Annotated in this window: 14 protein-coding genes; 4 read left to right on the top strand and 10 right to left on the bottom strand. The window is 60.6% G+C overall.

The features are described from left to right. Positions 1–153 precede the first annotated feature (153 nt). Entirely contained in the window at positions 154–2574 is a 2421-nt protein-coding gene (gene plsB, locus BN1130_RS14140) for a glycerol-3-phosphate 1-O-acyltransferase PlsB (RefSeq protein ID WP_042042788.1), read from the top strand. Between the two features lie 151 nt (positions 2575–2725). Here the strand turns inward: plsB and ubiA are convergent, their stop codons facing one another. Together ubiA and BN1130_RS14150 are read right to left on the bottom strand one after the other, a co-directional pair. Further along, a complete protein-coding gene (ubiA, locus tag BN1130_RS14145; protein WP_042042751.1) occupies positions 2726–3589 on the bottom strand; it encodes a 4-hydroxybenzoate octaprenyltransferase in 864 nt (287 codons plus the stop codon). Positions 3590–3683: 94 nt separating this feature from the next. Beyond that, positions 3684–4217, bottom strand: coding sequence for a chorismate--pyruvate lyase family protein (locus tag BN1130_RS14150; RefSeq protein ID WP_042042752.1), 534 nt, complete (start codon positions 4215–4217; stop codon positions 3684–3686). 158 nt (positions 4218–4375) lie between these two features. Here BN1130_RS14150 and BN1130_RS14155 point away from each other — a divergent pair, with 158 nt between their 5' ends. Both BN1130_RS14155 and BN1130_RS22315 read left to right on the top strand, forming a co-directional pair. Next, complete coding sequence (locus tag BN1130_RS14155; RefSeq protein ID WP_042042789.1) at positions 4376–4795, top strand: flagellar basal body-associated FliL family protein; 420 nt, start codon at positions 4376–4378, stop codon at positions 4793–4795. A gap of 78 nt (positions 4796–4873) precedes the next feature. Then, complete coding sequence (locus tag BN1130_RS22315) at positions 4874–5035, top strand: hypothetical protein (protein WP_157014033.1); 162 nt, start codon at positions 4874–4876, stop codon at positions 5033–5035. A gap of 92 nt (positions 5036–5127) precedes the next feature. Here the strand turns inward: BN1130_RS22315 and BN1130_RS14160 are convergent, their stop codons facing one another. From BN1130_RS14160 to BN1130_RS14190, 8 genes are all read right to left on the bottom strand, one after another. Next, positions 5128–5463, bottom strand: coding sequence for a DUF2799 domain-containing protein (locus BN1130_RS14160; protein ID WP_042042753.1), 336 nt, complete (start codon positions 5461–5463; stop codon positions 5128–5130). A 125-nt stretch (positions 5464–5588) separates the two neighbouring features. Next, the gene (locus BN1130_RS23065) at positions 5589–5711 is read right to left on the bottom strand and encodes a hypothetical protein (RefSeq protein ID WP_152435948.1); all 123 of its coding nucleotides are present in this window, start codon (positions 5709–5711) and stop codon (positions 5589–5591) included. An 87-nt stretch (positions 5712–5798) separates the two neighbouring features. Beyond that, positions 5799–7076 carry a lipid IV(A) 3-deoxy-D-manno-octulosonic acid transferase gene (waaA, locus tag BN1130_RS14165; RefSeq protein WP_042042754.1) on the bottom strand — a complete coding sequence of 426 codons (1278 nt, stop codon included), beginning with the start codon at positions 7074–7076 and terminating at the stop codon, positions 5799–5801. Position 7077: 1 nt separating this feature from the next. After that, positions 7078–8193, bottom strand: a complete 1116-nt coding sequence (waaF, locus tag BN1130_RS14170) for a lipopolysaccharide heptosyltransferase II (protein WP_042042755.1) — start codon at positions 8191–8193, stop codon at positions 7078–7080. Beyond that, positions 8190–9476 carry a PIG-L deacetylase family protein gene (locus tag BN1130_RS14175; protein ID WP_052448235.1) on the bottom strand — a complete coding sequence of 429 codons (1287 nt, stop codon included), beginning with the start codon at positions 9474–9476 and terminating at the stop codon, positions 8190–8192. Before BN1130_RS14175 ends, waaF begins: the two co-directional genes overlap by 4 nt. Before the next feature lie 3 nt (positions 9477–9479). Further along, a complete protein-coding gene (locus BN1130_RS14180; protein ID WP_042042757.1) occupies positions 9480–10625 on the bottom strand; it encodes a glycosyltransferase in 1146 nt (381 codons plus the stop codon). Then, positions 10622–11899 carry an O-antigen ligase family protein gene (locus BN1130_RS14185; protein ID WP_084218219.1) on the bottom strand — a complete coding sequence of 426 codons (1278 nt, stop codon included), beginning with the start codon at positions 11897–11899 and terminating at the stop codon, positions 10622–10624. Before BN1130_RS14185 ends, BN1130_RS14180 begins: the two co-directional genes overlap by 4 nt. A 61-nt stretch (positions 11900–11960) precedes the next feature. Continuing rightward, complete coding sequence (locus tag BN1130_RS14190) at positions 11961–13049, bottom strand: glycosyltransferase (protein ID WP_042042759.1); 1089 nt, start codon at positions 13047–13049, stop codon at positions 11961–11963. Positions 13050–13359: 310 nt separating this feature from the next. Here BN1130_RS14190 and BN1130_RS14195 point away from each other — a divergent pair, with 310 nt between their 5' ends. Next, positions 13360–14157, top strand: coding sequence for a glycosyltransferase family 2 protein (locus tag BN1130_RS14195; RefSeq protein ID WP_052448237.1), 798 nt, complete (start codon positions 13360–13362; stop codon positions 14155–14157). The last annotated feature ends 66 nt before the right edge of the window (positions 14158–14223 follow it).

A 14223-nucleotide genomic window follows, 5' to 3' on the forward strand; every position in this document is an offset into this window, starting at 1 on the left:
GTTGACCAAGGCAAGGTTCGACTGACAATTGTCGCGCTCTGAACTCAAATAACCCGGATCCCGCCCCCTAACGCGGACTCATCGTACCTCTCGGCGACAAGCACGGCATGATTTGCTATGCTCACGCCGCCTTTTTTTGGAGAGCAGACGCATATGTCCCTTGGGCAGAGAATTTCCAGAGCCATACTGCAGTGGCCGGTCAGTGGCTTGGTCAATCACAAGAGCCTGCCGGAAAATCCCATCGCAGAGCTCGACCTGGACCCGGCCAGACCCATAGTCTATGCCCTGAAAACCAGTTCAATCACCGATCTGCTGACCCTTCAGCAGTGCTGTGAAGATCTCGACCTGCCAGGCCCTTTCACCCCCCTGACACTGGGAGGAGAAACCGTACCTCGCTACGTCTGCCTCGACCGGCCACCCCCCCTGTTTGGTGCTCGCAGCAAGCCACTCCCCTTCCTGCAAGAGTTTCAGCAGTTACTGGATCTGCATAAGCGTGATGCCGGGCTGGACGTACAGATAGTGCCCATCACTCTGTTCTGGGGCCGCGCCCCGGGTCGTGAAGGAGAGGAAGCCTCCGGCTGGAACATCATCAGTAGCCTGGCCCCCAACCGGCTCAAGAAGGCGCTGATCGTGATCCTCAAGGGCCGGGAAAACCTGGTGCGCTTCTCGCCGCCGCTCTCCCTGCGCCAGATGGCTGACAAACATGGCACAGATCAGGCCATCGCCCACAAGCTGGCGCGGGTGGCTCGCATCCACTTCAGCCGCCAGCAGCTGGCCGCGACCGGCCCCAAGCTGCCTAATCGCACCCTGCTATTCAGGCAGCTTCTGGACTCCGGGGTGATTCAGCAGGCCATAGAGGAAGAGGCTGAGCGCGATAATATCAGCCTCGACAAGGCCCAGAAGCGCGCCCATGACTACATGGATGAGATCGCGTCTGACTTCTCCTATCGGCTGATCCGGCTGGGGGAGAGCTTCCTCGGCTGGCTCTGGAACAAACTCTACCGCGGCCTCTCGGTCAATGGCGCCGAAAAGGTGCGGCAACTGGCCCAGGAGGGCCACGAGATCGTCTATGTGCCCTGCCATCGCAGCCACATGGACTATCTGCTGCTCTCCTACGTCATCTACCACCAGGGCATGGTGCCGCCTCATATCGCCGCGGGCATCAACCTCAACTTCTGGCCAGCCGGTCCCCTGTTCCGCCGTGGCGGTGCTTTCTTCATTCGCCGCACCTTCAAGGGCAACCCCCTCTACAGCACTGTGTTCCGTGAATACCTCAACCTGCTGTTTGCCAAGGGTTATTCGGTGGAGTTCTTCACCGAGGGCGGACGTTCGCGCACCGGTCGCCTGCTCCCCCCCAAGACCGGCATGCTGGCCATGACGCTGCAGGCCATGATGCGTGGCCTGGACAGGCCGGTGACCCTGGTCCCCGTCTATCTGGGCTACGAACACGTGATGGAGGTCAACACCTACCACAACGAGCTCAAGGGCAGCCGCAAGGAGAAGGAGAGCTTCCTGCAAGTGCTGGGCATACTGCGCAAGTTGCGCAACTATGGCCGCGGCTTCGTCAACTTCGGTGAGCCGCTGACCCTCAATGGTTATCTCAACGAGCATGTGCCCGAATGGAAGGCTGATATTGGTCGGGACGAACGCCCGGACTGGATGGCGCCCACCGTCACCCGGCTGGCCGAGCTGCTGATGACCCGCATCAATGACGCCGCCGCCGTCAACGGCCTGACCCTGAGCGCCCTGGCACTGCTGGCCGCCGAGCGTCATGCCCTGACCCGCGACGAGTTGCAGGCCCAGCTCAATACCTATCTGGATTTGCTCAAACAGGTACCCTACAGCGAGCACAGCACCTTGCCGGAAGCGGATGCCAAGGATCTGCTGGATCAGGCCATGGAGCTCAACAAGTTTCAGGTCAGCGAAGACAAGCTGGGGCAGATCATCAGCCTGGACCGCTATCAGGCGATCCTGCTGACCTACTACCGCAACAATATCTTGCACCTGTTCGCCCTACCCTCACTGGTGGCGGCGTTGATCGAGCGTTGCGAGGGGATCTCTCGCAACGAGATTGTGGCTCGCTGCATCGACATCTATCCCCTGCTCAAGACGGAGCTGTTCCTGCGTTATGAAGAGGATGAGCTGCCCAGTCTGATCGATGCCCTGCTGGCCGAGCTGCAACGCCAGCAACTGATCGAGTCCCGAGATGGCGGTCACTGGGTCAATCTCGGTAACCAGATGCGCCTGCTGTTGCTGGCCGAGAGTATCCAGGAGACGCTGCAGCGCTATGCCATAGTGCTGACTCGCATGCTTGCCCAGCCTCGCATAGAAGCTGAACAGCTGGAGGCTGACGGCCTGATGATGGCGGAGCGACTCGGTACTCTGCATGGCATCAATGCCCCCGAGTTCTTCGACCAGAAGCTGTTTAGCACCCTGATCCATACCCTGCGCAGCGAAGGGTATCTGGACTCGGGCAGCAAGCCCGACCTCGGGCGCTTCCAGGCCCTGGCCGACAACATACTGCCCCTGCTCAGCAACAAGATCCGCCGCACCATACGGGCGGGCAACCAGTAAGCCAGACCCGCTGATTGAATGGGAGTGCAAAGCAAGAACCAAGGGGCCCCAGCACGGGGCCCCTTGTCTATGCCGCGCCCCCATGACGCGGCCCACACCAATGCAATGAAGGCCGCACGGGCGGCCTTCATTGCACTCAATCGTCCAGGGTTTACCAGTAGTGCAACACCAGACCTGCAAACACCAGGGCGCCGGCATAGTTGTTGTTCAAAAAAGCCTGAAAGCAGGCCGCGCGATCTCGCTCGCGAATGAGTCGCTGCTGGTAGACAAACAGGATGGCGGCACCGAGCAGGCACCAGTAATAGCTGGCGCCTAGCGCCATCATTTGGCCGATCCCCAGCAGGATCAGCAGGGTCGCCAGTTGCAGTACTCCGATGATCAACTTGTCGAAGCGACCAAACAGTATGGCGCTCGACTTGATGCCGAGTCGCAGGTCATCATCTCTGTCCACCATGGCGTACTGGGTGTCATAGGCGATGGTCCACAGCAAGTTGGCCAGGAAGATGAGCCAGGCTACCGGTGGCAGCGCATCGGCCGCCGCCGCATAGGCCATGGGAATGGACCAGGAGAAAGCCAGACCGAGCACCAGCTGGGGAATGGAGATAAAACGCTTCATGAAGGGGTAGCAGACAGCCAGCAGCAGACCGGCAAACGACAGACCTATGGTCAGCGCATTCTGGGTCAGCACCAGGGCAAACGAGAGCAGCGCCAGCACAGCAAACAGCAACAGCGCCTCTCTCGGGCTCACCTTGCCCATGGGCAGAGGCCGACCCGCGGTACGCTTCACATGGCCATCGAAATGGCGGTCCGCATAGTCATTGATGACACAACCCGCCGAACGCATGGAGAAGACCCCGATCACGAACACCAGCAAGGTACCAAGATTGGGCAGGCCGTCGGCCGCCAGCCAGAGCGCCCACAGGGTCGGCCAGAGTAGCAACAGCGTGCCGATCGGCTTGTCGAGCCGGGCCAGCTGGGCATAGGCCAGGCCACGCTCCTTGGTCAATACAGTCACAGCAACTCCTTGTATAAATTCGGGAAAATCAAGGCTGACAGAGAAAGCAGCCTGAGGGCTGACGCCCCGCTCTGGGGCAACCGGAGCCTCTCCATCACCCCAGTTGTCGAGGGGAGGATTGCATCGCGCATCCCAATCCGGGCAGCAATACCTCATGCACCAAGAGGGGCCAGCCGTTGAGATAGAGCCGTGAGCGTCGCCCCCAGACCACGCCAGCCTCACCCATCAGCTCGAAACGGGCCAGCTGCAGGCCGTCACGCTGAGCGGGGGCCACCCCGAAAATGCGATCGCCCAAGGGTTGTTCGCCCAGCTGGTCGAGTGCGGCGCCGCTCAGGGCCGCATCGGCAAACAGAGTCCAACCCAGGACGGCAGGTCCGCCATCCCCATGCAGAATCACCTCCCGCCGCAGTCCGGTCACGACACCGAGCAGATCCTGCTCATCCGGCGTCAGTGCCTGGTGGTGGTGACCGAGCAGCTCCAGAGAGAAGTGAGTATTGTGGCGGCGCAGACGCGCCGTCATGGACCCGGTATCGAGTAGCCAGGGGGCCAGTTCGGCTGGCGGCATGGCACTGGCTGGCGCCAGCCAGTCGCTTATCCGCATGAGGGGAACAGTCAGCTCGGATTTCACCGCATCACCATCCAGAGAGTTCCGTTATCAGGTTAAAATCCGGTTTATTATCCGTAAATCGATCGAAAAATGTAAGGAAATCCGTGCTTGACGCCCCAGCAGGCAACATCAAAAATGGGACATCTCACCAGTCTGAGTCCCCTACCATGCCCTATGTACTGAAACACGCTCGCCAGCTCGTCATGTTGCTGCTTGTTCTGCTGGCCAACCCGGCTTGGGCAGAAGAGTCCACCACCGATGCCGCCGCCCAACAGGATGGGGTTGCCTACCATCCCCTGGAGCCGGATATCATCACCAACTACCTGAGCGAGGGCAAGACCCTGGGCTATGTGCGGGTCACCGTCGAGCTCATGGCCGAAAACCATGGGGATCTCAAGTTGCTGGAGACCCATGATCCCTTGATCCGTGACGCCATCATACGGCTGATGGGCAGCAAGACCGCCGAACAGATCAAGTCTCTCCCTAGCCGCGAAGAGCTGCGCAAGGAGTGCGAGGCCAGAGTCAATGAACTGCTGGTGCGTGAGACGGGCAAGAAGGCGGTCAAGGAGCTGATCTTCACCAAATTCCTCTACCAGTGAACCCGTTGCGGGCCCACTGTATTAGTAATGCAAATCGATTAGAATACGGCGATACATTAGCCAAGGTGGTCGGATCCTATGGGCAACAAGACCCTCTGTGAGTGGCGCCGCCACGAGATCCCCTTCGATCTCAAGGCCCTGCGCAAGATAGTGCGCAAACCCAAGTTCATCTGCGGAAAATGCGCCCGCAGCGCCAATGACAAGAGCTACCTCTGCCAGCCGCTGCGCCTCAAGGAGTAGTCACCCGGCCTCCTTCCTGTCACCCGGATCGGCAGGAGGCGGTGGCTCAGCACCATCATGGGCAGGGTGAACTCACCATGCCCCCTGAACCTCTACTGATCTGTCCAGCTCTGGCGCCCCTGAGCAAACAGCTTGCGCGCTTGCGCATCATTGGGGCAGACCCCGCGATACTCCTCGCCTGAGCGCCCCGCCAGATAGAGGTGCTCGGGGCGACAATACCAGGCCAATCCCCTCTTGCGGCCCTGTTCCCAGAGAGCTTCATCGACCTTGATACCGCACTGGGTCTGATGGAACTCGACCCTCTGTTCGGTAAACCCCAGCTTGCCATCGGCTTCGCCAACCTGATCCCACTGCTTTTCACAGGGGTCATCCGAGTTGGAAACGCAGCCGCCAAGCAGGGCGGCGCAGAGTATGAGTAATGGGCGCATCTTCATCCTTGAGCGTCATTCGGGCTTTCATTCTAACGAGCCGATGCCCCACCACCAAGCCCGCTTTGCGGGTGCCAAACAAATCAGGCGGGCCCTTGGCCCGCCTGAACTTGTACTACCCGGTATCATTGGTCGTCTAGGTCGTCGTCAAACTGCCAACTGTCGTCGTCCAACTCCTCCAACTGCTCTTCCCAGGATTCCGGCTCCCAGTCATCGTCGAGCTCGTAATCCGGCTTGTGTCCACCCATGCTCATTCTCCTTGGATAGTGCACCCGCCCTCAAAGTCTATCCAGAAAAATGGAGGCTGCCAGTCAGGCAGGTTCTAGCCTTGCAGCTTAATCACCGTCTAGGCTGGCTAAACAGCGGGAGAGCGTGCGCGCCAGTGCCCCTTGATTGCGCAGCACCACGGCGCGGGCCTGCCCACCCATGGTGCGGCGGGCGCCTCCGTCGGCGAGCAGCGCGCTCACCCGGTTTCCCAACTCGTGCTCATCGGCCACCACCAGGCCCCCGCCCTGAGCCACCAACTGACGGGTGATATCACTGAAGTTGAAGTAAGCGGGTCCGGTCAGGCAGGGCTTGCCCAGGGCCGCCGGTTCCAGCAGGTTGTGACCGCCGACCTTCACCAGACTGCCGCCGACGAAGGCCAGATCGGCCGCCGCCAGCATCAGTGGCAACTCCCCCATGGTATCGCCGAGATAGACCTTGTCGCCCTCTTCGACCCGTTCAGCCTGACGCTGATGCTGAGAGCGACGCACGCAGCCATAAGAGGCGCACAGCGCCGCCACGCTGTCGAAACGCTCCGGGTGACGCGGCACCAGGATCAGCAGGGCGGTCGGGTGTGCCACCAACACCCGATCGAAAGCGGCCAGCACCTGCTCGTCTTCCCCCTGATGAGTGCTGGCGGCGATCCAGACCGGTCGCTCGGCGCCCAGGGCCAGGCGCAGGGCGTGGCCCTTGCTCTGCACCTCATCACCAAACTGGATATCGAACTTGATGGAGCCCGTCACCGCCAACCTCTCTTTGCCTATGCCGAGCCGATGAAAGCGGTCCGCATCATCCTGATGCTGGCAGAGCAGCAGACTGAGCGGGCGACTCAATGCATCAAAGGCCCCCTGAAAGCGGCCATAACGCTGGCAGGATCGCTCGGAGAGACGCCCATTGATGATGGTAACAGGCAAGTGATGATGGGCGCAGGCGTGCAGCCAGTTCGGCCACAGCTCGGTCTCCATTATCCAGAGGGCACGAGGCTGGAAGCGCTTGAGGAAGGCGGCGATCGCCCAGGGGTAATCGAGGGGCGCATAGCGGTGCACCACCAGATCCCCGAGTTTTTCCGCCTGTTCGGCGCCGGTGCGGGTGGTGGTAGTGAGCAGAATGGGCAAGTCCGGCCGCTCGGCCTTGAGGGCGCGAATGAAAGGGCTGATGGCCAGGGTCTCACCGACGCTGACCGCGTGGATCCAGAGTGGCGCCTCCTGCCCGGTCGGCGGTACGCGGCCCAGATGCTCGGCCCAGCGCGCACCAAACCCCGGCTTGCCTCGCTTCGGCTTGTAGAGCGCCAGCAGCGCCAACGGCAAACCCAGATGGATCAGCAGGTTGTAGAGCAGCCGATAGAGCATGCTATTCCGGCTCCGACCGCTTGCCCGCATTGGCAACAAAATGCGGTGGGTCAACCAGCTGTAGCGCTATCGGCTGAGCCGCCGACTCGCCGCACTCCAACCGCTTGCCCGCCTCTATCACCTGTTCCGGCATCAGCTCAATCAGGCACTTGAGGTGACCAAACTTGCAGGTGCGCTTGAAGCAGGGACGGCATTCGATGTCGGTGTGCACTATCTCGACCCTGTCTGCCAGCGGTGGCGTATAGAGCGGCGAGGTGGAGCCATAGACCCCGATCAACGGCCGGTTGAGGGCGGCGGCGATGTGCATCAGGCCGGAGTCATTGGAGATGACCCGCCCGGCCAGCGCCATCAGATCGATCGCCTCATACAGGCTGGTCTTGCCCGCCAGTACATGGCAGTTGGGCCGTGACAGGGGGTTGATCCGCTCGCGGATGGTATTGGCCACAGGCACATCCTTGCCCGAGCCGAAGATCCATACCTGCCAACCCTCATCCAGATGCTTCTGCGCCACCACAGCATAGTGCCCTTCCGGCCAGCGCTTGGCCGGACCGAACTCGGCGCCTGGGCAGAGCACCAGTACGGGACGAGCACTGCTGAGCCCCAATCGCTCCAGCGCCTTGCCCTGATTGACCAGATCGACATTGAGCGACGGATGGGGAATGACGGGAATATCGGCCCGGCTCTTCATCTGCGCCTTGGGATAGGCCAGCGCCAGATAGGCCTCTACCATCAGCGGAAAGGCAGACTTGTTGCTGCGCATGTCGTTGAGCAGGCCGAAGCGGTGCTCCCCCTTCCAGCCGGTGCGCACCGGTATCCTGGCGAACCAGGGGATCAGTGCCGACTTCATGGAGTTGGGCTGGATGATGGCCTGATCGTACTTCTCGGCAGCCAGCAGCTTGCCGAGCCGACGCCGCTCCCCCAACTTGAAATCACCGTGACCCAGGGGCATGGCGACCGCCTTGTCCACCTCGGGCATGCGTTCGAGCAGAGCCCTGCACCAGGCCGGCGCCATCACATGCAGCTCACAGTCCGGGTGGTTGGCCTTGATCGCCTTGTAGAGGCTCTGGGACATCACCATGTCGCCGACCCAGGAGGGGCCGATCACCAATATCTTCATGCTTGTTCTGTTCCTGCGTCTTGCAACATGCCGCTCACGAAGTCGTCGCCAGATACCCAGCTGAACACCTCATGGGCCTTTATGTGAGTCTGAAAATAGCTGTGCAGACCATAGTGATGATAACCATCTCGTCTGACAGTACGGCCCCACCAGCGTTTGAACCGCTTCTCCAGCCGCTCCTTGGCATGCAGATCGTGCATCGTCTCCATGGCGACCACTTTCTCTTTTTGGCGCGCCAGCGTCAGGGGGTGGCTGTAACAGTGCCAAGGCCCCAGCCTGGAATGTTCACTCTGCCAGGGGGGCAAGGTGGTGCCCGCATGCTCGGGGCCATAAGGGAAATCATGGACCTTGCGCAGGTGATTCGCATAGAGCAGCACCCGGGACGGGCTGTGCCCGCTCTGCTGGATAGCCAGCGCCAAGGCTTGGGCAGTGGCAACGTGGTCGCCATGGGGATCCACCTCGGGGTGGGTCACCAGGACGCTGCTCGGCCGCACCCGCATCAGCAGCGCCGCGAGATCGGCCACCAGCAACCGGCCGCGGTTGGCAGCCTGCTCGTCACCCGGCAAGGGTTGGGGATTCCAGCGCCGAAACGGCGCCGGTGTCAGTTCGGGTAACTGAGCATGGGCGACCAGGCTGTCCGGGTCAGCCACCAGCTTTGCCAGGCTGTCATTGAAGTAACCCAGGCAAAACAGGCGAGCCGCGCTCACCCCAGCCAGCAGAGGCGTGGTCACACTGTTCCAGGCCCGGATCATCCCCTTGCGCGCCGAGGCGCTCGCCAAGTCGCCATCCAGGCCGGGAATATATTGGCGATCCAGCCGGCCAAGCTTCTCCCCCGCACTCAGGGTCACTATCCAACTGCGTTCGGCATGGTCGCTGTAGAGGCCAAAGGCGGCCAGCTCGGCATCGTCCGGATGAGGGGAGAGAATAAGCACGGGCCCATCTTCCAGTACCGGATTGGCAAAGGCCAACAGGCGGGCCTCTGCTTGCCAGCGACAATCCCGTCCCTGCAGCGCTATCTCGTCCAGCCGGGTCAAGCCGGTCAGATTGAGGAAACGCCGGCCACGCTGGTTCGCCTCGAAGAACTGCGGCTGGCCAGACTCTGCCCCGGCGATGCCGATGCGACCCTGGCGCCGTTTGTGGGTCGCTTCATAACCAAACTCCAGCAACAGGGTGTGATTGACCAGCTCACCCACGGCGCTCGCATCCAGCTTGCCATCCGGCGACAGCGTGACGGGGGAAACCCAGCTTGGGGCCAGGGGGTAACTGTGATCCAGCATCGTCATGATTTAATCCTCAATGAGGGCGAGGAAGCGGCGGGCAATCTCGCCATCGTCGAACCGGTCAACCCAGTGGGGCTGGATCTGGACAGGGTCAGCCAGGGCTTCACGCATCTTGGCGGCCAGGGCGACCTCATCATGGGCGGCCAACAAGCGGGTCTGTTCTTCGATCAGCACCTCGCGAATGCCACCCGGTACATCGGTGGCAACGGCCTGGGTGCCGCAGGCCAGGGCTTCAATAAGTACCAGCCCAAGTCCCTCGGTCCTGGAGCTGAGTATGAAGGCCTCGGCCCCTGCAACCCAGGGATAGGGATTGGCTTGATGGCCGAGCAGTATCACTCGCCCATCCAGCGCCAGAGTCTGTATCAGCCGCTCCAGCGGGGCTCGCTCGCTACCCTCTCCGATAATCACCAGCTTGCAATCGAGTTCGGCCCGCTTGAAGGCCCGCAGCAGCAGAGTCTGATCCTTCACCGGTACCAGGCGTGCCACGTGCACCAGAAAAGGCCCCGTAATGGGGGGATCTTGAGCGAGCTGCGCCAGCCGACGCACCCGTGCCAGCGGGACACCATTGTGGATCACCGTCTGTCGTGCCGGCCGGACCGAGAAGTGTGACAGGGTTTGCTGCAGCACCTCGGCGATCCCCTGGGAAACGCAGATCACCTGCTTGTCCTGGAACAGCTTGGCGGCGAGCCAGCCGCCGAATCGATAGTGGCGCAACTTGGAAGAAGGTCCCTCCACCAGTTGCCAGCAGCGTGGGTCATGCAAGTCCCACAACAATTCGAATGCTCCCTGGCCCCGGATCAGGATCTGATCGAAGGCACCATATTGCGCCTCCCACTCGGCGATCCTGCGTCTGGCCAGCGCGCTGGTGCGCCAGCCCGTCCAGACGAAGCCCGAGCCAGGCAGCAGATGCTTGAGCAGACCCCGCCCGAGCAGATCGCCACTCAGCCCCAACAAGCCGCGCCGGGCTTCCCGCTCGATATCACCGCCCGCATGGAGATGCACCGCGGGATCCGGCATCAGTCTGGCCTCGCCACGCAGCACCCAGACATGCACCTCATGACCCTGGGCTACCATGGCGTTGGCCAGCGTGATAGTGGCCTGCTCTATGCCTCCTGCCTGCAAGCGACGCAATATGATCAGAATGCGCTTCATCTGACTTGATCCGTACAACCCTGCGGATAGCGGCGGCGCCAGCAGAGAGTGATCAGACCCCCGAGGATGATGTTGAACACGAAGGTACCGGTACCAAACGACATATAGGACTCAAAGTTGTTCACAATGACCCAGAAGACGAAGAAGCAGAAACCGAACACCAGTACATCGGTCGGCATCAGCCGTGCTCGCCAGGTAAGCCAGCAGTCACGGCCGATGACAATGGCCAGGGCGAGCAACATGAGCGAACCAGCCAAGCCATAGCTGAGCTGAACTTCGAGGAAGTAGTTGTGCAGATGACCAAACTGCTGTTTGACCCAGTCTGGCAACACATCGGAATGACTGATGACCCGACTGCGGGCCTGGGAGCCCCAGCCAAACCAGGGACGCTCAGCTATCTTGTCGGCAGCCACTTTCCAGGTGTTGGCCCGTATTCCAACGCTGGTATAGGGGATATCGTCCCAGTCACCATGCAATAGCTGCTGAATGACAGGGGCCTCCTGCTCATACCGTTTCTCGACATGGGAGAGACCCCGTTGTCCCAAGCTGACAAATAACAGGGCTGTGCCCATCAGCAGCAACGCCAGCACCCAGCAGCGCGGTCGCTTGAGCCAGATCCAGAACACCAGAGCCAGCAGCAGAGCCGCGAAAATCGCGATGAAAATGGCCCGGGTCTGGGTCACGATGATCCCCAGTACCGCCACCCCCAGCACCCCAGCCCAGAGCGGCAGCCGCCACCAGCGCTGTGCACCGACCGATAACCAACGCTGGCTAAAACAGAGGCAACCCAGCATCAGGGTACCGAAATACATGGCGATATGCTGGGCGTTGCGGATGCCAAAATCGACTCTCTGCCCTGACAAGCCTTGCTTCCAGGTGCTCCAGTCGGCTGGCGTAGCCAACACCGCGAGCAGCAGTCCCAAGGCGGCGATGCCCCACAACCAGAAGACATTGCGCAGCCTGCCCGCCAGCAACACGGCGGTGGCAAAGAAGAAGAAGATCTTGGTCAGCCGATCGAGATGGGGGTTTGAGCTGGTAATGACGGTCGGTTCCAGCAGGCCCAGTAGCCAGGGGATGAGCTGGACCAGCAACGCCAGCCACACAAACTTGAAGTAGACGTCCAGACCCATGCGCCTGTGGGAGCTCAGCATCAGCAGCAGCGTCATGGCAAGGAACCCGACTTCCATCGCCTTGCCTATGCCACCGAACCAGATACGACAGAGCGCATAGATAAGCAGGCAGGCCACCCCCAGCATTCTCAAATAGGGGGTCATCCCTTCCCCAGGGACGCTGCTCCATTGCCCATCCAGACTTTTTATTATGTTTTTATCCAATTTATGGTGCTCGGTCAGGCAGGGACAGGGCCTCAAATTGAGGCAGTACGCTCTCGGCCAGGAAGGCCTGATAATAGTCGGCCGTAATCGTCACGGGGGCTTCATCCATCCGGGCGATGGCATCGGCCAGCGCCACCTCATCTTGCAATGGCACCAGGAAGGCGGCCAGCTCACCGGTCAGTATCTCTTTCGGGCCAGAGGGGCAATCGACACTGACGATGGGAGTACCCAGAAACAGCGACTCGATCAATACCCTGGGTAACCCCTCCCCATCCGAGGTGAGGATCAACGCCTTGGCATGCTTGATATAAGGATAGGGATTGGTCTGATAGCCGGGCAGGATCACCTGCGCCTCCAGATCCAGCTCACGAATGAGCGATCGCAATCGCGCCTCCTCTTCCGGCTTGCCCTTGCCAAGCAGCAGTAAGGGAGTGCTCACCCCGCTGGCTTTATAGGCTCGCAACAGCCGATCATGACGCTTGCGATGCTCAAAGGTGCCCACGTTGATCAGATAGTCCCCGGTCGGCACAGCGGCGGGTTCGGCAGCCATGCGCACGAAGCCATCTCGCTCATAGGGGTTATAGATGGCCAGGATACGCTCAGGTTTGAGCTCGGCATCCTGCAGCAAACCGTCGACCACTCCCTGAGAGCAGCCGATCACCTTGCGGCCATTGTAGAAGCGCTGCAGCTTGGCCTTGGCTTTCGCCTTGCTCTTGGCGGTATAGCGGGAGGCGAGCATGTTGCTCTTCACCCAGAACCAGAGGTTGGGGTGTTTGATATGGCGAGTGATCTTGTCACAGGAGCAGGAGAGCACCACATGGGGATCGAGACGGTGAATGGCCCGGGCGATGAACCAGGCCTGCCCTTTTTCGACCAGCACATTGGAGATAGCCTTGGTGATGCCATTGACCAGCGCCAGGTTGATCACCTCGAGGTCGGGAGGAAGACGATGCTCGATCAGGTCACGCAGTATGAAGACAGTCACCTGATGACCGCGTTGACGCAGCCCTTCCGCCGTGTTGATGAGAGACTTCTGCGCGCCGCCACCATACAAATCTTCAATCACGAATACGAAACGCTTGGAGTTCATGCATCATCTCATCAAGGAATAACATCGATAACCGAGTCGGCTGCCGGCCGACCCGTCAGCCGTGCTCCTATAGCCAGTCACACCCGCGGATGGGCTGCCTGCGACAGGGGTGAATAACACCCTGGTCCGGGTGAATATTCATCCTGGCTGCCAATAAATTAATTGCCACAGCCATAAATCTGCACAACTCATGCTTGGCGAGCAAATCATATCCGGCGATTTTCCGTGACCCCCTGCGGCAAGTCAAACTTTGCCCACCAAACTTGAATCAGGATAGAATGGGGCTCACCTCCCTTTGCCGGTTATTTCCATGGAACAACAAGAAGCTGTCACCCTGGCGGTGGCCCTGACCACCTTTAACAGCATGCGCTGCCTGCCAATGGTACTGGACAGTGTGCAAGGGCTGGCGCAGCGTATCGTGGTCGTCGATTCAGGCTCCACCGATGGCACCCGCGAGTATGCAACCGAGCGCGGCTGCATCGTCATCGAACGTCCCTGGCCCGGCCCGCTCAAGCAGAAAGTCTTCGCCATGGAACAGTGTGCTCCGGCCAAGTGGATCCTGCTGCTCGATTCCGACGAATCCCTCGAGCCCGAGCTCAGAAGCGACATGGAACGGGTGCTGCAAGCAGACGATCTGACCATCAGTGCCTGGGAATTCCAGCGCAAGATCTGGTTCCTCGGCGGCTGGCTGCATCACATGTATCAGCCGGAATGGCGTCTGCGCCTGGTGCGCAGCGATCAGTGGCGCATGGAGGGCAAGATGGACCTCTATCACGACAAGCTGGTCACGGACGGCAAGGTCGGCAAACTCAAGGGCATCTGCCGCCATGACTCCTATGCCGACATCAAAGATGCGGTGATGCGGGCCCAACGCTACGCCGAACGCGCCGTTGGCCGAGAAATGAAAGGGGGCCGCTGGTATGACTTCGCCTGGTGCATCGTCGATGTGCTATGGCGTCACGGTATTCGTCAGCGCGCCTTCCTCGATGGCAAACGCGGCCTCATCATGCTCGGCATTACCATGGCCTCCAAGCTGATCCGTCAGGCCTACTTCTGCCAGCAGCGTCTGCAACCGCCCAAGAAAGATTGGGAAAACCCGGTCGTCTAACCGACCCACTTGACCAACAGGTTATCATCAGGGCCCATAATGGGCCCTGAATCATTTCTGTCACCG

This window comes from Aeromonas rivuli, assembly GCF_000820045.1.
GTDB lineage: Bacteria > Pseudomonadota > Gammaproteobacteria > Enterobacterales > Aeromonadaceae > Aeromonas > Aeromonas rivuli.